This is a genomic window from Streptomyces sp. SudanB52_2052 (genome assembly GCF_964272415.1).
GTDB lineage: Bacteria > Actinomycetota > Actinomycetes > Streptomycetales > Streptomycetaceae > Streptomyces > Streptomyces olindensis.
The window spans coordinates 5106631-5126536 of sequence record NZ_OZ186796.1 but is presented as its reverse complement, the minus strand read 5'-3'; the positions used below and the strand labels follow the sequence as shown (position 1 = coordinate 5126536).

Here is a 19906-nt window from a genome sequence, read left to right as displayed (position 1 = left end):
TTCCCACAAGGGACGACGACACCGGCAATCGTCCCGCTAGGCGGACCTCGTCATGATCCGCAGCACCTCGAGGCTGCGCGGCGGCGTGTCCGGCTCCTCGCCGTCGCTCGTGGCGAGCCGGACGTGCGCGTCCCGGGCCGCCCGGACCGCCTCCGGCCACGCCTGGTGCTCCAGGTACGCGGCGACCGGCGCGTCCGGCCCGACCTGGTGCATGATCCGCAGCACCCGCAGCACGGCCGTGTCGACGAGGGCCGCCTCCTGGGAGTCGCGGAAGATCGTGCCGACGTACTTCTCGGCGGACCAGTGGTCCAGCCAGGTGTCCTCGACGAGCCGGTACACCGCGTCGGTCACGTCGCCGTAGCCGTCCACGCCGGCCAGCCAGACGTCCCGCTGGAAGACGGGATCGGAGAGCATGTGCAGCGCCGAGCGCACGTTGCTGCGCCAGCGCCACCACGGCATGTCATTGACAGGCATGCCGCCCATGGTGGAGGAGCGACGGCCACGACGGGAAGAGTTCTCCGAAGCTTGCACGGTCATCGATCGTACGTTCCCCTCCACATGATCCTCACCGGCCCCCGCAATTCACCTGCGCGTCACCAATTGTTGACCAGAGATCACTCGCTGGTTAGCCGTGTGACGGAATCGTGCGGAACCATGACCGGCAGGCGACGCATCACCAGCACATACCTCCCCGGCCTCCTCACCCGTCACGCCAAAAAAGGCGTCCTCTCCGCGGGCACGGCGGTCGCGTGCGCGTCACTCCTCGCCGGCTGCGGGGTCGTCCCCGGTACCACGGGGGGCACCGGGGACGACCCGATCACCGTCATGACCTGGGCACCCGAGGACACCAAGGCCACCAACAAGCCCGGCATGCCCGCCTTCGCCCGCGCCTACGCCCGCTGGATCAACGCCAAGGGCGGGATCAACGGCCGCGAGCTCAACGTGCTGACCTGCAACGACCACAACGACAGCGTGGCCGCGGCGAAGTGCGCCCGGCGGGCCGCCAAGGAGAACGTCGTCGCGGTCGTAGGATCCTACAGCCAGTACGCCGACTCCTTCTTCCCCTCCCTGGAGGGCGCGGGCATCCCCTACATAGGCGGCTACGGCATCACCAACGCCGAGTTCACCAGCCCCCTGTCCTACCCGGTCAACGGCGGCCAGCCCGCGCTGCTCGCCGGTCTCGGCAGCGCGCTCGCCGACTGCGGGCCAGTGACGCTGATCCGCCCCGACACCATCGCGGGCGACCAGTTGCCCCCGCTGCTCGACTCCGGCCTGAAGGCGGGCGGGCACGAGGCCGCGAACGACCAGCGGGCGGCGGAGGACGCCACCGAGTACGACGGCCAGGCGGCGCGTGCGCTGCGGGCGACGGCCGGCGACCCGACGGACAAGGGGTGCGTGGTGCCCGCGCTCGGGGACCGCACCGGCACCTTCATGGACTCCTTCCGCCGCGCCCGCGAGGACTACTCCGACGTACGGACGGCCACCGTCCTCGGCAGCGTCGACCAGACGGTGATCGACGCGACCGGCGGGGCGTCCGGGCCGTACGAGGGCTCGTACATCACCGGCTGGTACCCGGTGGTGAGCGACCCCCGCTGGGACGGGATGAAGCGGGTGATCCGCGAGCAGGCCTTCGGCGACAACCGCATCGACCCCGCGGACGCCGGAGTGCAGACCACGTGGATCGCCTACACCGTCTTCCGGGAGATCGTCGAGTCGCTCGGCGACGGCGAGGTGACCGCCGACACGGTGACGGAGGCCCTCGACAACGGCCTGGAGGTCGGTACGGGCGGCCTCACGCCGACGCTGCACTGGAAGTTCCAGGACAAGCTCGCCGCCGTCGGCTTCCCGCGCCTGGTCAACGCCAACGTGACCCTCCAGGTGGTGCGGGAGGGGCAGCTGGTGTCGGCGCGGAAGGGCTTCGTCGACACCACGAAGACCCTCCAGGACGCCGACGTGAACTACTGAGCGCCCCGCTCAGCGGTTCACGCCCGGACCCGGTCCGTCACAGCTGCGTGGGCTGACGCTCGGTCAGGCCGTACGTCTTCGCGATCCCGTTCCACAGCCGGGCCGCCTTCGCCTTCTCCGTGGTCGCGACGCCGCTGGCCCGGTTGCCCGCCTGGGTCTGCGCGGTGACGCGGGCCTGGCCCTTCTTGCAGCCCTTCTTCCCGGCGGTCTGGTCGGCCCAGGCCGCGTAGTGGTTGTCGGCCGAGGCCGAGGCCTGCCACGCCTTGGTGAGGGCGGTGGTCAGCGCGGCGTGGTCGGGCAGCCGGTCGACCTGGATCCCGCCGAGCCGGGTGACCAGCTGGGTGCGCTGCTTGGCCGCGTCGCGCAGGTCCTTGGCCGCCTGGGCGAGGTTGTCGCAGCCCTTGACGTCGGCCACCGCGTTGATCACCGTGCTGCGGCTGTCGCCGCTGTCGGCGAGGAGCTTGTCCAGCTCGACCGCCTGGGCCCGGGCCGGGTCGGCGGACGGCGAGGCGGAACCGTCCGTGGCGGGCGCCGAGGCCGCCACGGTCTTGTTGTCGCCGCCGTCGTCGCCGTCGCCCCCGCCGCCGGCGAGCAGCGCGCCCGCGCCGACGCCGAGGACGGCGATGCCGATGCCGACGGCCGCGATGACCGGCACGCGCGAGCCGGTACGGCCACCGCGGGACCGGCCTGCGGCGGGCGGGGCGGGGGAGGGCTGCGGAGCGCCGTACGAGGGCTGCGGCTGCTCGATGCGGGGGAGCTGCTGCGTGGCCCCGGCCGGGCTCTCGGCGCCGTGCCCGCTGCGGAAGAGGTTGTCGAACTCGGCGGGCGGCTGCTTGTCCCCGCCGGGCACCGGCGCGATGTACTGCGTCGCCTCGGCGTCCGGGTTCGAGGCCGGCGGCAACGGCCCGGCTCCCGCGGATGCCCGGGGGCCGGTCCCCAGGAACCGCGTCGTCTCGGGGTCCTCCCCGGCGGGCATCTCGGGCGGCAGCGCGCCCGGGCCGACCGGGGGTATGTACTGCGTCGCCCCCTCGTCGGCGGCCGGGGCGACGGGCGGCAGATACTGCGTGGCCGCGGCGGCCCCGTCCGCCGGGACGGGCGGCAGGTACTGGGTGGCGCCCTCGGGGGAGGCCGCGGGCCCCTGCGCGCCGGTCGCCGCGGCGCCGTGAGCGCCGGAGACCGGCGGCAGCGGGGCGCCCCCGGCGGCGTTGCCACCCGGATCGACCGCAGGCGGCAACGGGTTACCGGCACCGGCCTGCCCATAGGCGGCGGTCGGGTACGCCTGGCCCGGCGGCAGGTCGCCCCCGGCGTGAGCCCCGTATCCGGCAGCGGCCGACGGCAGCGAGCCGTCCCCGGCCGGAGAGCCGTACGCGTCGACCTGCGGCAGCGGACCACCGCCCGGAGCGGAACCGGGCCCACCAGGCCCCGCCTGCGGCAGCGAGCCGTCTCCCGCCGGTGTGCCGTACGCGCCGGCCTGCGGTGCGGGCTGGGAACCGTACGCGTCGGGCTGCGGCAGGCGGCCGCCCGTGGCGGCGGTGCCGTAGGGGCCGGAGGTCGGCGGGAGGCCGGCTCCGTGCCCGGCGGGTCCCTCCGGGGGCAGTGGGGCTGCCCCGCCAGGGGTGGCGTAGGGGCCGTTGTCCGGCGACGGCTGTTGCCCGGCGTACGGGTTCGGGGGCTGCGTGCCCTCCGGGGGGAGCGCGCCCGAGCCCTGTGCGCCGGGGGTGTGCCGGGTGTCCCAGGCCGGGGGTTCCGGGGTGGTCCACTGCTGGGGCTGCGGGGACTGCCAGTGCCCGCCCGGCGGTGGCGGCGGGGTCTGCTGGTCGGGGCCCCACGGCTGGCCCCAGGTCTGGCCCTCCGCCGGGGCCGCGGCCGGGGCCGGGCCGGGCCGGCGGCCGCCGGGTGCGTCACCGGGTCCGCCCGTCATGCCCGGCAGCAGCGGTTCGCCGCCGTCCGAGGGCAGCACGATGCCTTCGCGCGCGGGGCGCGCCGAGGGCTCCTCGCCCCGTCCACTCTGCGTCACCGGGACTCCTACTAATGGGGGACCTTGTGAATCGTCGGGTCACGCTACCGGGTCCCCTGAGCCCGGTGCCACGCAGCACAGGGCGCGACCTCCTCCCCTGTGAGCGCGGCCACACCACCGGGTCATGGCGCGCCGCTCACCTCACCTCCCGCGCGCCGAGCAGCCGTTTTCCGCACGTTCACGCATCCGCAGACCCCGTGTTCACGCTGCGGCCTGCAGGTCCAGCCGCGCCCCGAACTCCCTTACCACGGCCTCGTCCCGATACGGCTCCAACCGCTGCTGGAAGTCCTCCAGATACTCGGCGCCCCGGTTGGACCGCAGCCCCTCCAGCAGTTCGACGGCCTTCATGCCCGTGCTGCACGCCTCCTCGATCTCGCGCTGCTGCACCTGCGCCGTGGCGAGAAGCACGTAGCCGATGGCCCGGCGGCGCGCCCGCGTCTCGGGATGCCCGGCCAGCGACTCCTGCGCGCACCGCGCCGCCGCCTCGGCCTGCCCCAGGTCGCGGTGGCAGTGGGCCAACTCGTCGGCGAGGTACGCCTCGTCGAAGTGTGCGATCCACACCGGGTCGTCCCCGGCGGCCGGGTCGGCCGCCTCCAGGGCGCACACCGCGCGCCCGGCCGCCGACTGGGCGGCGCGCGCGTCGCCCATCAGGGCGTGCCCGCGCGCCTCCGCCGCGTGGAACATCGACTCCGCACGCGGCGTCACGCGCCCCCGCGCCCCCTCCTGCGCCGCCCGCGCCAACTGCGCGATCTCCCGCGGGTTCCCGAGCTGCGCGGCGAGGTGGCTCATGGAGGCGGCGAGCACGTACCCGCCGTAGCCGCGGTCCCCGGCCGCCTGGGCCAGCCGCAGGGCCTGGATGTAGTAGCGCTGCGCCAGCCCGGGCTGCCCCGTGTCGACGGCCATGTACCCGGCGAGCTCCGTCAGCCGGGCCACCGCGGCGAACAGGTCCCGCCCGACCGCCTCCCGGTACGACCCCGCCAGCAGCCCGGAGACGACGCTGTTGAGGTAGTGCACGACGACCGGCCGCACATGCCCGCTGCCGTACTGGTGGTCGAGGTCCACCAGCGCCTGGGTCATGGCTCGTACCGCCTGCACGTCGGACTGCCCCACCCGCGGCCCGCCCGAGCGCGACACCTGCGCGTCCGGCGCGGAGATCAGCCAGTCCCGGCTGGGCTCGACCAGCGCCGACGCGGCGACGGAGGAGCCGGACAGGAAGTCCCGCCGCCCCACGTCGCTGCGCCACAGCTCGCAGACCTGCTCGATGGCCCCCAGTACCGTCGGCGAGAACTGGAGGCCCACGCCCGAGGCGAGGTTCTTGCCGTTGGCCATGCCGATCTCGTCGATCGTGACCGTACGGCCGAGTTTGCGGCCCAGCGCCTCGGCGATGATCGCCGGAGCCCTGCCCCGCGGCTGCTGCCCGCGCAGCCAGCGCGCCACGGACGTCTTGTCGTAGCGCAGGTCGAGGCCGTGCTCGGCCCCGCACATGTTGACCCGGCGGGCGAGGCCGGCGTTGGAGCATCCGGCTTCCTGGATGAGCGCCTGCAGCCGTTCGTTCGGCTGCCGAGCGACGAGCGGCCTTGCGGCCATGGCGTACCCCCTGTGGCTGCGGTGCCTGCCCACGCACCGAGTTGACGTGTCTTCCGCGGCCGAACCCCTCACGTCCCAGCGAAAAGATCCGGCCGTGAAGATCAATGCCCCGCCGACCAGGCGAAAATGCGAGGCATGTGAGGATTGCCGGGGTAACGGCTGGTGCCGGCCCCACTCGTGGCTACCCACCTCCGGCCACGGATCCTCCTGCGCGCCCCCGCACATGCACCCATGCGCCCCGGCCACGGCCGGGATGCTCCTCCCCGCGCACGCGGGCGGGCGTAACCCCTGGTGACGACCAGAGTTGTGTTCATCGTGGAAGAGACGATCGCCGGCACCGAAGCCGCTCAGATCCCGAAGCAGCGCGGGGAATCGCTGCTGGAGACCGCCGTCCGCTACGCCGAGGAGCGCCACTGGGACGTGTTCCCGGGCACCTGGCTGGAAGCCGTCGACGGAAGTCAGCGCTGCTCCTGCGGTGACGCCGCGTGTCCGGCACCGGGCTCACACCCGGCGCGCCCCGACTGGGCGACGCAGGCGACGGGCAGCGCGACGGTCGCGCGCCGCATGTGGCAGAAGCAGCCGACCGCGTCGATCCTGCTGCCCACGGGGCGGACGTTCGACGCGATCTCCGTGCCGGAGACCGCCGGGTTCCTGGCGCTGGCGCGGATGGAGCGGATGGAGCTGACGCTGGGGCCGGTGACGCTCACGCCGGACCGGCGGATGGAGTTCTTCGTGCTGCCGGGGGCCTCGGTGAAGGTGCCGGATCTGGTGCGGAAGCTGGGGTGGTCGTTGTCCTCGCTGGATCTGACCGTGCTGGGTGAGGGGGCGTACGTGGCGGCGCCGCCGACGCGGTTCGGGTCCCGGGGGGCCGTGCAGTGGGCCTGCCGGCCCACGCCTGCGAATCGGTGGCTGCCGGATGCGGAGGAGTTGATCTCGCCGTTGGCCTATGCGTGCGGTCGGGATCGATAGCGCTTGGTCGTCTGCCTGGTTGCCGTCGGATGGCGGCTGCGGCTTCGTCGTGGTCGGTCGCGCAGTTCCCCGCGCCCCTGAAAGAAGGGCGATGCCCCACCGTAGGGTGCACGGTGACGGAGGGAGGCGCGGTGGGATCCAGCGCTGTGCGTGTGCAGGGGCTCTGGAAGCGGTTCGGGCAGCAGGTCGCTGTCGCCGGGATCGATCTGGAGTTGCCCGCGGGCAAGTTCATCGGGCTGGTCGGGCCGAACGGGGCCGGGAAGACCACCACGCTGTCGATGGTGACCGGGCTGCTCCGGCCCGACCACGGGACCGTCGAGGTCGTCGGGCACGACGTGTGGCGGGACCCCGTCGAGGTGAAGGCACGGATCGGGGTGCTGCCCGAGGGACTGCGGCTGTTCGAGCGGCTGTCGGGGCGGGAACTGCTGGCGTACACCGGGCGGTTGCGCGGGCTGCCCGGCGCCGAGGTCGACAAGCGGGCCACGCAGCTCCTCGACGTCCTCGATCTGGCCGGGGACCAGCACAAGCTGGTCGTCGACTACTCGACCGGCATGCGCAAGAAGATCGGGCTCGCCTCGGCCCTCCTCCACAACCCCGAAGTGCTGTTCCTGGACGAGCCGTTCGAGGGCGTCGACCCCGTCTCCGCCCAGACCATCCGGGGCGTCCTGGAGCGGTACACGGCCTCCGGCGCCACGGTGGTGTTCTCTTCCCACGTCATGGAGCTCGTCGAGTCGCTGTGCGACTGGGTCGCGGTGATGGCCGCCGGCCGGATCCGGGCCACCGGCACCCTCGCCGAGGTGCGCGGCGAGGCGCCGTCGCTGCAGCGGGCGTTCCTCGAACTCGTCGGCGCGCAGAGCCGGGACGCCGGGTCCGACCTCGACTGGCTGGGCGGCGGGTCCCGGTGAGCGCCCCGGCGATCACCCCCGTCTTCGTACGGCTGAAGCTGTCGCTGCTGCGCAACGGGCTGCGGCGGTCCGGCGCGCAGCGGGTCGCGTACATCGCGTCCGCCGTCATCGCGCTGCTCTTCGCCGTCCTCCAGATGGTCGGCCTGATCGCGCTGCGCGGGCAGGCGCACATCGACGCCCTGGTCGTCCTGCTGACGGCGGTGCTGGGACTGGGGTGGGCGGTGATGCCGCTGTTCTTCCCCAGCGGTGACGAGACCCTCGACCCGACGCGGCTGGTGATGCTGCCGCTGCGGCCCCGTCCGCTGGTACGGGCGCTGCTCGCGGCCTCGCTGGTCGGGATCGGGCCGCTGTTCACGGTGTGCCTGCTGGCCGGTTCCGCGATCGCCGTCGCGCGGGGCGGCGCCGCCTACGCCGTCGGGGTGGTGGCCGTCGTGCTGGCGCTGCTCGTGTGCGTGGCGTTCGCGCGGGCCGTCGCCGCCGCCAACGTCCGGCTGCTGAGCAGCCGCAAGGGGCGGGACCTGGCGGTGCTGAGCGGGCTGGTCATCGCGATCGGGGCGCAGGTCGTCAACTTCGGCGCGCAGCAGCTCGGTTCGTCCGGGCTCGGGGAGCTGGACCCGGTGGCGGACGTCGTGGGGTGGCTGCCGCCGGCGTCCGCGATCGGGGCGGTGCACTCGGTGAGCGAGGGCTCGTACGGGGTCGCCGCCGCCCAACTCGCCCTGAGCGCGGCGGCGCTGGTGGTGCTGATCGCCGTGTGGTCCCGGCATCTGACCCGGCTGATGACCTCGCCCGACGGCTCCACCCTGCCGGCCGCCGGTTCGGCCGCCCGCGAGCGGACGTCGAGCGGGCTCGGGCGGCTGCTGCCCGCGGGCCGCACCGGCACGGTCATGGAGCGCAGCCTGCGGTACGTGTGGCGCGACCCCAAGACCAAGGCCGCGTGGGTGACCTCGCTCGCGATCGGGCTGATCGTGCCGGTGTTCAACGCCTGGCAGGGCACCGGGTCCGTGTACTTCGCGTGCTTCGCCGCCGGGATGCTCGGCATCCAGATGTACAACCAGTTCGGGCAGGACACCTCGGCGTTCTGGATCGTCGCCATGACGATCTCCTCGACACGGGACGCCTACGTCGAGCTGCGGGCCCGGGCGTACGCCCTGCTGCTGATCACCCTGCCGTACGCGACGCTGGTGACGGTCGTGACGACCGCGATGCTCGGCGACTGGCGGCGGCTGCCCGAGGCGCTGGGGCTGTCCTTCGCGCTGCTCGGCGCGATGCTCGCGACCGGGGCGTGGACGTCCGCCCGCTTCCCCTACTCCATCCCGCAGGAGGGCTACAAGAACGTCGCCCCCGGGCAGACCGGACTCGCCTGGATCTCCATCTTCGGCGGGATGATCGCGGCCGCCGTGCTGTGCGCGCCCGTCATCGCGCTCACGATCTGGCTGAACGTGAGCGCGGGGGGCGACGACTGGACGTGGCTGCTGCTGCCGGTGGGCGCGGCGTACGCGGCGGGGCTCACGGCGGCGGGCCTGCGCCTGGCCGCGCCGCAGACGGCCCGGCGACTGCCGGAGATCCTGGGGGCGGTCAGCAAGGGGTGAGCGGGGCGGGGCTCAGTCACGGTCGAGCGAGTCCAGGAAGGGTTCGATGGCCGCGCGCCACGCCTCCGGCTGGTCGTAGTGGACCAGGTGGCCGGCGTCGGCGACCTCCGCGTACTGGCCGCGGGGCAGGACGCGGACCATCTCCTGGGCCTCGGCGCGGCCCAGCTCGCCGTCCAGGCCGCGCACGACCAGGGCGGGGCACTGAACCTGGGCCAGCTCCTCCCAGTGCGCGTCGTACACCCACGTCTCACGGGAGCGGAGCATCTGTTCCGGTTCGAAGACGGGACGCCAGCCGTCCGGGGACTCGGCCATCACCTCGACGTAGAACTCGCCGCGGGCGGGATTCGGCCGCTCCACCCAGGGGTCGTCCTCGCCGAACCACTTGCGCACGTCGGCGAGCGTGGCGAAGGGCAGCGGCCAGGACTTGAACCACTGGTCCCACTCGCGCTGCGACGCGGCGCCGAGCGCGGAGGCCCGCATGTCGCAGATGACCAGTCCGCGGACCAGGTCGGGACGCCTGGCGGCGAGCTGCCAGGCGGTCAGCGCGCCCATGGCGTGGCCGATGAGGACGACCGGGGCGAGGCCGAGCTGCTCGAGGGCGGCCTCGGCGTCGTCGACGTAGGCGTCACGCGTGAAGGAGCCCTGCGGGGGCTTGTCGCTGCGGCCGTGGCCGCGTTGGTCGAGGGCGACCGCGCGGTACCGGGCGGAGAGCCAGCGCGCGGTGGGGGCCCAGTGGGAGGCGCGGCCCATGAGGCCGTGCAGTAACAGGACGCCCGGGGAGCCGTCCGGCGCTGGATCGGATCCGGCCGGATCCGTCTTGGGCGGGTCGCCGAACTCCCAGGCCGCGAGGCGTACGCCGCCCGTCCCGGTCACGTCGATGCGTCGCGCCATGTCCTGGCACCCCCCAAGCTTCGCGCGGACCGCGGCTCTCGAGCCGGCCGGTCCTGTGAACCGTGTTCTGCCTGCTGTGCCTGTTGCCGTTCCTGGTGGTCCTGTCGGTGTGCACATCCCCTGTAGCGCACATTCCGGTTGGTTCATCACCCGCAGATTATCGAATAACTATTCGATGAGACCGTTCTCGCGGGCAACACCCCTCGTTCGAGTGACCGCCTCCAAGGATTGATCGCCTCGGCCGAGGGGAGATCTTCAGCGGGAGGCGGACCGCTCGGGGAAAACGGTCCGAGGGGGATGACTCTGAGAGCTCGGGGCTCCGGGTCAGCACAGGGGAGGACAGGCCCCGGCGCCACACGGCGCCGGGGCCCTCCCCATCCGTACGGCACGAACGGCACATCCTCCCGCCCCCTCCCCGGCCGGGCGACATCGCTGTCGAGCCACGGCCCAGAGCCCCTCAGGTCATATGCCTCACGCGACAGCGTCGCACGGGAAGCGGACGAGCGCTGCCATTCGACGGACTGAATACAGGATCCGGTACGGATCACGCCAACGCGCCAGACGCACCGCGCCTGGCGGCACGTGACGACGGCCCGCCGTGCACCACGTGACCAGACCGGCAGGTCCCCGGCACGCTGGTCCCGCCCCGGCCACTCGGCACGGCCCGGCACGCTCACGCGATTCCGGCCGCTCGGCAGGGAACCGGCACGATCCGGCCCGCTCGGCGCCAGCCGACCGCTCGACACGAACCGGCACGCCCGGCACGACCCGGCCGCTCGACACGAGCCGGCACGCCCGGCACGACCCGGCCGCGCGGCGCCAGCCGACCGCTCGGTGCGAGGCGGTACGGATCAGGGCTTGGCGACGAACACGTGGGAGGCGACGTCCGACTCCAGCTCGGCCGCCTCGCCGCCGCTGCCCACCAGCACCCCGCCCGCCGACTCCGTCACGCTCACCACCGAGCCGGGCTGCACGCCCGCGCGGCGCAGCGTGTACATCAGCTGCGCGTCCGTCTGGATCGGCTCGCCGATCCGGCGTACCACGACCGTCTTGCCCTCGGCGCCCGGGTCGAGGCTGGCCAGCGACACCATGCCCTCGTCCAGGAACGGGTCGGCGCCGTCCTTCTCGCCGAGCTCCTCCAGGCCCGGGATCGGGTTGCCGTACGGCGACTCCGTCGGGTGCCGCAGCAGCTCCAGCACACGGCGCTCCACGGCCTCGCTCATCACGTGCTCCCACCGGCACGCCTCGGCGTGGACCTGCTCCCACTCCAGACCGATCACGTCGACGAGCAGACACTCGGCGAGCCGGTGCTTGCGCATCACACGCGTGGCCAGACGGCGGCCCTCGTCGGTGAGCTCCAGGTGCCGGTCGCTGGCGACGGACACCAGGCCGTCGCGCTCCATCCGCGCCACGGTCTGGCTCACCGTCGGCCCGCTCTGGTCGAGCCGCTCGGCGATACGGGCGCGCATGGGGACCACACCCTCTTCCTCCAGCTCGAGGATGGTGCGGAGATACATCTCCGTGGTGTCGATCAGTCCGGACATACGTGCCCCTCGATGAGATCTGCCGGAGGCTGGAACGGCTCACCGGCGCGTGCGCTGGCCCTGCACCCAATTCTGCCGGATACCACCGACAACCGTGCCGCGGGCGGGGAAGCGGTCCGTCCCGCGGGCCGACGGAGGAACACGAACCCGTCCTCCAGGGCCCCGGAGCGCCCGCGGCACCGCTCCCACGGCCGTATTGACACCGCACTGGTCCAGACCGCACCGTGATGCGCGACACCAGCCAGCGAGGCCAGCCTGAAGGGACCCCGTATGAGCGACCGCGCGCCGGCCGGCCAGTTCCTCGACGCCGCGATCGACCTGCTGCGCCGGGTGCGCGACGAGGAGGCCGACAGCATCGCGGCGGCCGGCACCCTCCTCGCCGACACCGTCGCCAACGGGGGCCGCCTCTTCGCCTTCGGCGCCGGGCACTCCTCCCTCGCCGCGCAGGACCTCGTCTACCGCGCCGGCGGCCTCGCCCTGATGAACCTGCTCGCCGTGCCGGGCGTCGTCGGCGTCGACGTCATGCCCGCGCCCCTCGGCTCCGCCCTGGAACGCGTCGACGGCCTCGCGAGCGCCGTCCTGGACAGCTCCCCGCTCCGCGACGGCGACGCCCTGCTGATCATCTCCCTCTCGGGACGCAACGCCCTGCCCGTCGAGATGGCCGTGAAAGCCCGCGCCCTGGGCGTGCGCGTCATCGGCGTGACCTCCGTGGCCTACGCCGCGCAGACGACGTCCCGGCACGTCTCGGGCACGTACCTGAAGGACCACTGCGACCTCGTCCTCGACTCGAAGATCGCGGTCGGCGACGCGGAACTCACCCACGACAAGGTGCCCGCCCCCTTCGCCCCCGCCTCCACGGTCGTCACCTCGGCCCTCCTCCAGGCCGTCATGGCGACGGCCGCCGCCACCCTCGCCGACCGCGGCATCGAGCCCCCGCTGCTGCGCTCCGGGAACGTCGACGGCGGACACGAGTGGAACAGGCGGGTCATGGAGCAGTACCGGGACCGGATCTTCTACCGGCACTGAAGCGACTGGGCGGAAGCGACCGGCGGCCCGGCGCGCCCTCACTCCTCGTCCGACAACCCCGCCAGATCCAGCGCCGCCGCGATCCGCACCGCCACGTCCTCCGCGTACACCGCGTCGGACCGCTCGAACGCGCTGCGCCCCGCACCCCGCAGGAACGTCACGACGCCCAGCGTCCGGGCCCGGCTGCGCAGCACCGCGCACAGCGCGTGCACCGCGTCCGGCGGCCACTGCCGGGCCAGCGCCCACTCCCGCGCCTCCTCCGGCCGCACCGCGCCCGCGCTCGCCCGCAGCGCACCCACCCGCTCCACGCACTGCAGAGCCGGATGCCCCTCCGCGTACCGCACGGGCAGACCCGCCCGGCCGGCGAGCCTGCTCGGCCCGGGCGCACCGGAAGGCGTGGCCGCCACCCGCACCAGCCGTACCGGCCCCTCCGCCTCCGCGTCGGTGAGCGCACCGCCCGCCACCCGGTCGATCAGCGCATGGTCGGCGAACCCGGCCAGCGCGAAGTCCAGGTGGACGGTCGCCGCCTCCGCCGGGTCCTCGCACTCGGCGGCCGCCCGCGACGCACGGTGCAGCTGCTGCGTACGGAACCGCAGCAGCGACGCCTCCTGCTCGCCCTGCTTGGCCTCCGTCACGTCCTGGAACAGCCAGCCCACTCCCAGCGGAACCGGCTCCTCCGCCAACGGCGAGGCCAGCCGCAGGAAGCCGCTGCGCCAGCACCGCCGCTGCTCGCCCTGCGGCGTGCGCACAGTCACCCACATCTCGGCCGGTGCCGGCGGCGCGCCCTCGGCGAGCACATGCTGCAGCGCGCTCTCCAGTTCCTCCACACCCTGCGCGAGCAGCTCCCCCAGCGGTCGCCCCAGCACCGACGTGCGCCCCGTGCCCAGCGCCCGGGCCGCGTGCGCGTTCACCACGGCCGGCCGCAGATCGACGTCCACCAGCACGACACCCCAGCTGGCGTCCTCGAACAGCGCCTCGCTCAGCGCGATCGACCGCTCCAGGTCGATCTGCGCGTGCACCTCGCTGAACGCGCAGTACACCCCCGCCGGCTTCCCGTCGGGCCCCCGCACGGCCGCCGACTGCGTCCGCACGAGCACCCGCCCGCCGTCCTTCGTCAGCAACGCGAACTCGTGCACCTGCCGACCCGGGGCGTGCATCGCGGACAGCAGCCGGCCCTCGACCTCCTCGGCGTCCGCGCTGCGCACGGCCCACCCGGCCAGCCCCTGCCGCCCGACGGCCTCCTCCGCGCTCCACCCGAGGATCCGCTCGGCCTCGCGGTTCCAGTGCGTCACGACCCCGTCGGCGTCGAAGGCGCACAGCGCCGCGTCCATCCCGTCCAGCAGCGCGGCAAGCAGATCCGACCCATCCGAACCGTCCCGCCCGGGCTCGTCCGGCCCCAGCTCGTCCGTGGTCCCACTACGCCGGGAAGCACTCACCTGGACCCCCTGCAGGCTGCGTCCGCACGTACGGCACGCCGGTTCGCTCCTTGCAATCATTCAACTCGAACGTGACCCAGCGCACACCGAGTTCCCACAACATTGAAGGAATCGTTGTACGGCGGCAATCCCCACGTCAACGCCCCGGCGAACCGCCTGCCGCCGCGTCATGGAGTCAAGGTCTCAGAAAAACGGTTGATCCGGAGTCGGACCGTTTCCTAGGGTTCCAGGTACACGAGAGAGGAGGTGGTTCGGCAGATGTATGGAAACCGGACGCGTGAGGTGGCTGCGGGCTAGCGGCCCGACACCACACTCAGTGCGGTGCCGAGCCAGCGCGTGAGCGAAGCGCGCAGCCGGCCCAATCTCAAGCAGTCACCCGACCCGCGAGTCGCCGGTACGTCCGGCCGGCTCCTCCTTTGGAGGACCCAGACTCGCGGGTCGTCTGCGTTTTCGGGGGTGTGATCATGTCGGTCGCGTGGCGCACGGACCGGGTCGGCAGTGCCCTGCGGGGTGAGAACCCGGCCGTCATGCGGAGGCTGGACGCCGGGTTCGCGGCGATCGGTGATGTGCAGTTCCTGCCCGGCTACTCGGTGTTGCTGACCGACGATCCCGCGGTGGAGCGGCTGTCGGAGCTGCCGCGCGGCAGGCGGCTGGCGTTCCTGAGTGACATGGACCGGCTGGGCGAAGCCGTCGAGCGGGCCTGCCGCCGGGTGGAGTCCGGGTTTCGGCGGGTCAATCTCGAGATTCTCGGGAACAGGGACCGTTTCCTGCACGCGCATGTGTGGCCGCGCTACGACTGGGAGCCCGAGGATCTCGTGCGACTGCCCGTGTGGCTGTATCCGCGCGGGATGTGGACCGAGGAGCGGTACGCGCTCGGGGCTCGGCACGACCCGTTGCGGGAGGCGGTCGGTGAGGAGCTGGACCGGCTCGGGGGGTGAGGCGTGGGGACGATCGCACGGCCCCACCCGGAGTCGGGTGGGGCCGTGCGCGGGGCGGGTCAGTGGGCGATGTCCTCGTAGCCGTCGATCTCGTGGGGGTCGCGGGTGCCCGGGCCGGTGTAGCGGGCCGAGGGGCGGACCAGGCGGCCGGTGCGCTTCTGTTCCAGGATGTGGGCGGACCAGCCGGCCGTGCGGGCGCAGGTGAACATCGACGTGAACATGTGCGCCGGGACCTCGGCGAAGTCCAGGACGATGGCCGCCCAGAACTCGACGTTCGTCGCGAGGACGCGGTCGGGGCGGCGGGCGTGGAGTTCCGCCAGGGCCGCCTTCTCCAGGGCCTCGGCGACCTCGAAGCGGGGCGCTCCCAGTTCGCGGGCCGTGCGGCGCAGGACCCTCGCCCGGGGGTCTTCGGCGCGGTAGACGCGGTGGCCGAAGCCCATCAGGCGCTCACCCTTGTCGAGGGTCTTCTTGACGTACGCCTCGGCGTCGCCCGTGCGCTCGATCTCCTCGATCATGTGCAGGACCCGGGAGGGGGCACCGCCGTGCAGCGGGCCGGACATCGCGCCCACGGCGCCCGACAGCGCGGCCGCGACGTCCGCGCCCGTCGACGCGATGACCCGCGCCGTGAACGTGGACGCGTTCATGCCGTGCTCCGCGGCGCTCGTCCAGTAGGCGTCCACCGCCGCCACGTGCTTGGGGTCGGGCTCGCCGCGCCAGCGGATCATGAAGCGTTCGACGACGGACCGGGCCTTGTCGATCTCGCGCTGCGGGACCATGGGCAGGCCCTGGCCGCGGGCCGACTGGGCGACGTACGACAGGGCCATGACGGCCGCGCGGGCCAGGTCCTCGCGGGCCTGTTCGGCGTCGATGTCGAGGAGGGGTTTCAGACCCCAGACGGGCGCGAGCATGGCCAGGGCCGACTGGACGTCGACGCGGATGTCGCCGGAGTGGACGGGGATGGGGAACGGCTCGGCGGGCGGCAGGCCGGGGTTGAAGGCGCCGTCGACGAGCAGGCCCCAGACGTTGCCGAAGGAGACGTGGCCGACGAGGTCCTCGATGTCGACGCCCCGATAACGCAGGGCGCCGCCCTCCTTGTCCGGTTCGGCGATCTCCGTCTCGAACGCGACGACTCCCTCGAGCCCGGGTACGAAGTCGGACATCAGGCGGCTCCTCGTGATGTAAGTGACAGATGGTGTGGTGGGGTGAGCGAAAGAACCATGTGTCAGTCAGCTTGCGAAGCGGGCGGCCGTCCGGTGGATCCACGGTCGTGTGCGGTGACTCGCGGTCCTGGCCGGTCTCCCCTGTGATGCCCCGTGCGGCTGGCGGTCACCCAACCGGAACGGCACGGAAACGATATCCCCGAGTGCCATCCTTGGGGAGGGTTCACGGCACTCAGTGCCAGGCAGTGACGAAGGACACCGTCCGTACGGCAAGATGACCGGGTGACCGACCGCGACGCCGTCCCCTTCGATCTGGCCTCGATGCGCAAGCAGTACCGGGCCGAGGGGCTCTCCGAGACCGAGCTGGCCGCCACCCCCGTCGAGCAGTTCGCGCGCTGGTTCAAACAGGCCGCGACGGACGGCGGGCTGTTCGAGCCGAACGCCATGATCGTCTCGACGGCCGATGCCGAGGGCCGGCCCAGCTCCCGTACGGTGCTGCTGAAGCACTTCGACGAGCAGGGGTTCGTCTTCTACACGAACTACGACTCGCGCAAGGCCCGTGACCTGGCGGAGAACCCGTACGTCTCGCTGCTGTTCCCGTGGCATCCGATGGCCCGGCAGGTCATCGTCACCGGGGTCGCGCGGCGCACCGGCCGGGACGAGACGGCGGCGTACTTCCGGACCCGGCCGCACGGCTCCCAGCTGGGGGCGTGGGCCAGCGCGCAGTCCTCGGTGGTCTCCACGCGTGCCGACATCGACGGGGCGTACGCGGAGCTGGCCGCCCGCTACCCGGAGGGCGAGCAGGTGCCGGTGCCGCCGCACTGGGGCGGTTTCCGGGTGGCGCCGCAGACGGTGGAGTTCTGGCAGGGCCGCGAGAACCGGCTGCACGACCGGTTGCGGTACGTGGAGCAGCCGGACGGGAGCTGGCGGGTGGAGCGGCTCAGTCCGTGAGGGCCTGGGGCGTCACCCCAGCGCCTCGTCCAGCAGTTCCGCCCACTGCGTCACGACCCGCTCCCGGCGGGCCGCGTCGTCGGTGAGGAGGTTGGCGAGGCCGAGGCCGCGGGCCATGTCGAGGAGGCCCTGGACCGTTTCGCGGACGCCGGGGACGGATTCGTCGGCGGAGAGCAGGTCGACCGCGATGCGGTGGGTCTCGCGGCCGACGCGGGATTCGAGTTCGGTGACGCGGGGGCGGAGCTGGTCCTCGTTGGAGGCGGCGACCCAGAGGTGGAGGGCGGCGCGGAACAACGGTCCCGTGTAGAGGTCGACCAGGGCCGCCACGACCGCGTGGCGGTCGCCGGCCGCGCCCTCGGGGAAGAGGGCGCGCAGGGCGGTGGAGCGTTCCTCGGCGACGTATTCCACGGCGGCCGTGAAGAGGTCTTCGCGGGTCGGGAAGTGGTGCTGGGCGGCGCCGCGGGAGACGCCGGCGCGTTCCGCGACGACGGAGACGGTGGAGCCGGCCCAGCCGTGTTCGGCGAGGCAGGCCACGGCGGCTTCGAGGAGCCGCTGCCGGGTGGCCCGGCTGCGGTCCTGCTTGGGGACTCTTTCCGCACGGTCGACCGTGCTCACACCACCCATGCCGGATCCCGTCGTTCGAGGAAGGCCGTCATTCCTTCGCGTGCCTGCGGGGAGGAGAACAGCCGGGCCGAGAGCGCGGTCAGGTCGGCCGCGTCCCGGTGGAAGGCTTCCAGCACCCTAGTCGTGAGCAGCCGTTTCGTCTCGGCCAGGGCGTCGGGGGCGGAGCGGCGCAGGCCGTCGAGGATGGGTGAGAGGGTCGCGTCCACGTCGTCGCCGTGCGTGGTGAGCAGGCCCGTCCTGGTCGCCTGCGCCGCGTCGAAGCGTTCGCCGGTGAGGTAGTAGCGGGACAGGGCGCGCGGGTCCGTGCGCGGGAGCAGGGGCAGGGAGATCACCGCGGGGGCGACGCCGATGCGGACCTCCGTGAAGGCGAAGGTGGCCTCGGAGGAGGCGGCGGCGATGTCGCAGGCGGCCAGGAGGCCGAGGCCGCCCGCGCGGACGTGGCCGGTGACGCGGGCGACGACCGGTTTGGGCAGTTCGACGATCTGGCGGAGCAGGGCGACGAGGGCCTCGGGGGGTGGGGGGTCCTTGAGGTCGGCGCCGGCGCTGAACGTGTTGCCGGTGTGGGTGAGGACGACGGCGCGGACGTCGGTGTCCTTGCCCGCGTCCGTCAGGGCGTCGGACAGTGCGCCGACGAGGGTCGCCGAGAGGGCGTTGCGGTTGTCCGGTGAGTCGAGGGTCAGCGTCTCCACGGCACGCGCGCGTGTGCGGGTCACGAGGGTCATGCGCTCTCCCTGAGCTGTCGGCGGAGGATCTTGCCGGAGGCCGCGCGGGGGACGCCGTCGATGAAGGTGACGTGGCGGATCCGCTTGTACGGGGCCACGCGTTCGGCGACGTACATCATGATCTCCGCCTCGGAGAGGCCGGTGGCGGCGGGTCGGCGGACGACGTACGCGTGCGGGGTCTCGTTGCCGTCGTCGTCGTACCTGCCGATGACGGCGGCGTCGGCGATGTCCGGGTGGCTGAGGAGGAGGGCCTCCAGCTCGGCGGGGGCCACCTGGAAGCCCTTGTACTTGATGAGCTCCTTGACGCGGTCGACGACGAACAGCCAGCCGTCCTCGTCCACGTGGCCCACGTCCCCGGTGTGCAGCCAGCCGTCGGTGTCGATCATCGCGGCGGTGGCGTCGGGGCGGCCGAGGTAGCCCTTCATGATCTGGGGGCCGCGGATGAGGATCTCGCCGGATTCGCCGGCGGGGAGGTCCTTGCCGGGGTCGTCGAGGGAGACGATGCGCATCTCGGTGCCGGCGATGAGCTTGCCGACCGTGCCGGGGGGCGCGTCGCGCATGGCGTCCAGGGGGACGACGTGGGTGCCGGGTGACAGTTCCGTCATGCCGTAGGCCTGGCCGACGGGCGGCAGGCCCAGGCGTTGGGAGCAGGCGGCGGCGAGGCGGGCGTCCAGGGGGGCGGCGGCGCTGACGATGTACTTCAGGGACGACAGGTCGTACTGGGCGACGGCCGGGTGCTTGGCGAGGGCGAGCACGATCGGCGGGGCCACGTACAGGGCGGTGATGCGGTGGTTCTGGATGGCCCCGAGGAACTGTTCCAGGTCGAAGCGGGGCAGGACGACGACCGTGGCGCCCTGCCGGAGGGGGGCGTTCATGAGGGCCGTGAGGCCGTAGATGTGGAAGAAGGGCAGGACCGCCAGGACGCGGTCTCCCGGGCCGGCGGGTATCGCCGGGTGGAGTTGCGCGAGGTTGGTGGCGATCTGCCGGTGGGTGAGCATCACGCCCTTGGGGGTGCCGGTGGTGCCGGAGGAGTACGGCAGGGCCGCGACGTCCTCGGCGGGGTCGACGTCGATCCGCGGCTCGGGGGCGGTGGTGGCCAGCATGTCGATCAGGGAGCGGTGACCGGTCGCGCTGTCGCAGACGAAGATCTCGCGGACGCCGCCCGCGAGTTCGGCGGCCCGGCGGGCGATGTCCAGCAGGGGTGAGACGGTGATGATCCAGCGGGCCGCCGAGTCGGTGAGCTGCTTGGCGAACTCCTGGGCGGTGGCGAGCGGGTGCACGGTGGTGACGGTGGCACCGGCGCGCGTGGCGGCGTAGAACGCGGTGGGGAAGGCGACGGTGTTGGGGCTGTGCAGGGCGAGGACGTCGCCCTTGCGGACGCCGGCCTCGGCGAGGGCGGCGGCGACGCGCCGGTGGAACCGGTCCACCTGCTCGTACGAGAGGGTGGTGCCGTCGGTGCCGTCGATGAGGGCCGGGATGTCGCCGAACTCGGCGGCCCGGGCCAGGACGGCGTCGTGGATGGGGAGGTCGACGGGCGGGACGTCTGCGTACTCGCTGCGGAACATGGCTGGTTCCTCCTCGC

Annotated in this window: 17 protein-coding genes; 7 read left to right on the top strand and 10 right to left on the bottom strand. The window is 73.1% G+C overall.

The features are described 5' to 3' along the window. Positions 1-36: 36 nt before the first annotated feature. The gene (locus ACSUPV_RS22855) at positions 37-537 is read right to left on the bottom strand and encodes an SCO4402 family protein (RefSeq protein WP_031113554.1); all 501 of its coding nucleotides are present in this window, start codon (positions 535-537) and stop codon (positions 37-39) included. Between the two features lie 117 nt (positions 538-654). Between ACSUPV_RS22855 and ACSUPV_RS22850 the strand changes: the two genes are divergently transcribed. Further along, entirely contained in the window at positions 655-1965 is a 1311-nt protein-coding gene (locus ACSUPV_RS22850) for an ABC transporter substrate-binding protein (protein ID WP_031113555.1), read from the top strand. 37 nt (positions 1966-2002) lie between these two features. Here the strand turns inward: ACSUPV_RS22850 and ACSUPV_RS22845 are convergent, their stop codons facing one another. Further along, positions 2003-3982 (bottom strand): hypothetical protein, encoded by a 1980-nt coding sequence (locus ACSUPV_RS22845; RefSeq protein ID WP_359792504.1) that lies wholly within the window; start codon positions 3980-3982, stop codon positions 2003-2005. A 201-nt stretch (positions 3983-4183) separates the two neighbouring features. After that, positions 4184-5569: a transcriptional regulator gene (locus ACSUPV_RS22840; RefSeq protein ID WP_382613260.1), complete on the bottom strand. Its 1386-nt coding sequence runs from the start codon at positions 5567-5569 to the stop codon at positions 4184-4186. Between the two features lie 306 nt (positions 5570-5875). Between ACSUPV_RS22840 and ACSUPV_RS22835 the strand changes: the two genes are divergently transcribed. The 3 genes from ACSUPV_RS22835 to ACSUPV_RS22825 all read left to right on the top strand — a co-directional run bounded on the left by ACSUPV_RS22835 (position 5876) and on the right by ACSUPV_RS22825 (position 9032). Next, positions 5876-6538 (top strand): bifunctional DNA primase/polymerase, encoded by a 663-nt coding sequence (locus tag ACSUPV_RS22835; protein ID WP_359762930.1) that lies wholly within the window; start codon positions 5876-5878, stop codon positions 6536-6538. Positions 6539-6651: 113 nt separating this feature from the next. After that, entirely contained in the window at positions 6652-7443 is a 792-nt protein-coding gene (locus ACSUPV_RS22830; RefSeq protein ID WP_037759555.1) for an ABC transporter ATP-binding protein, read from the top strand. Beyond that, entirely contained in the window at positions 7440-9032 is a 1593-nt protein-coding gene (locus ACSUPV_RS22825) for a transporter (protein WP_436948401.1), read from the top strand. The genes ACSUPV_RS22830 and ACSUPV_RS22825 overlap by 4 nt, the downstream gene beginning before the upstream one ends. Before the next feature lie 12 nt (positions 9033-9044). Here ACSUPV_RS22825 and ACSUPV_RS22820 read toward each other — a convergent pair whose 3' ends face one another. After that, positions 9045-9923, bottom strand: a complete 879-nt coding sequence (locus ACSUPV_RS22820; RefSeq protein WP_031113561.1) for an alpha/beta fold hydrolase — start codon at positions 9921-9923, stop codon at positions 9045-9047. A gap of 851 nt (positions 9924-10774) precedes the next feature. After that, positions 10775-11467: a metal-dependent transcriptional regulator gene (locus tag ACSUPV_RS22815; protein ID WP_010035781.1), complete on the bottom strand. Its 693-nt coding sequence runs from the start codon at positions 11465-11467 to the stop codon at positions 10775-10777. A 270-nt stretch (positions 11468-11737) separates the two neighbouring features. On the opposite strand from ACSUPV_RS22815, the gene ACSUPV_RS22810 reads away from it, so the two are divergent. Then, positions 11738-12493 carry an SIS domain-containing protein gene (locus tag ACSUPV_RS22810; RefSeq protein WP_031113562.1) on the top strand — a complete coding sequence of 252 codons (756 nt, stop codon included), beginning with the start codon at positions 11738-11740 and terminating at the stop codon, positions 12491-12493. A gap of 38 nt (positions 12494-12531) precedes the next feature. On the opposite strand, the gene ACSUPV_RS22805 is transcribed toward ACSUPV_RS22810, so the two are convergent. After that, on the bottom strand, positions 12532-13929 hold the full coding sequence (locus ACSUPV_RS22805) for a PAS domain-containing protein (protein ID WP_037759549.1): 1398 nt from the start codon (positions 13927-13929) through the stop codon (positions 12532-12534). 464 nt (positions 13930-14393) lie between these two features. Here ACSUPV_RS22805 and ACSUPV_RS22800 point away from each other — a divergent pair, with 464 nt between their 5' ends. Further along, positions 14394-14867 carry a diadenosine tetraphosphate hydrolase gene (locus tag ACSUPV_RS22800; RefSeq protein WP_031113567.1) on the top strand — a complete coding sequence of 158 codons (474 nt, stop codon included), beginning with the start codon at positions 14394-14396 and terminating at the stop codon, positions 14865-14867. 59 nt (positions 14868-14926) lie between these two features. Here the strand turns inward: ACSUPV_RS22800 and ACSUPV_RS22795 are convergent, their stop codons facing one another. After that, the gene (locus ACSUPV_RS22795; protein ID WP_031113568.1) at positions 14927-16027 is read right to left on the bottom strand and encodes a citrate synthase 2; all 1101 of its coding nucleotides are present in this window, start codon (positions 16025-16027) and stop codon (positions 14927-14929) included. A 282-nt stretch (positions 16028-16309) separates the two neighbouring features. Between ACSUPV_RS22795 and pdxH the strand changes: the two genes are divergently transcribed. Continuing rightward, entirely contained in the window at positions 16310-16978 is a 669-nt protein-coding gene (gene pdxH / locus ACSUPV_RS22790) for a pyridoxamine 5'-phosphate oxidase (protein ID WP_031113569.1), read from the top strand. 12 nt (positions 16979-16990) lie between these two features. Here pdxH and ACSUPV_RS22785 read toward each other — a convergent pair whose 3' ends face one another. From ACSUPV_RS22785 to ACSUPV_RS22775, 3 genes are read right to left on the bottom strand one after another with little or no spacing between them, the layout of a single operon-like run. Next, entirely contained in the window at positions 16991-17602 is a 612-nt protein-coding gene (locus tag ACSUPV_RS22785; RefSeq protein ID WP_359790141.1) for a TetR/AcrR family transcriptional regulator, read from the bottom strand. Beyond that, a complete protein-coding gene (locus ACSUPV_RS22780) occupies positions 17590-18324 on the bottom strand; it encodes an enoyl-CoA hydratase family protein (RefSeq protein ID WP_037759546.1) in 735 nt (244 codons plus the stop codon). The genes ACSUPV_RS22785 and ACSUPV_RS22780 overlap by 13 nt, the downstream gene beginning before the upstream one ends. Beyond that, positions 18321-19889 (bottom strand): 4-coumarate--CoA ligase family protein, encoded by a 1569-nt coding sequence (locus ACSUPV_RS22775; RefSeq protein ID WP_037759543.1) that lies wholly within the window; start codon positions 19887-19889, stop codon positions 18321-18323. Before ACSUPV_RS22775 ends, ACSUPV_RS22780 begins: the two co-directional genes overlap by 4 nt. Between the last annotated feature and the right edge of the window lie 17 nt (positions 19890-19906).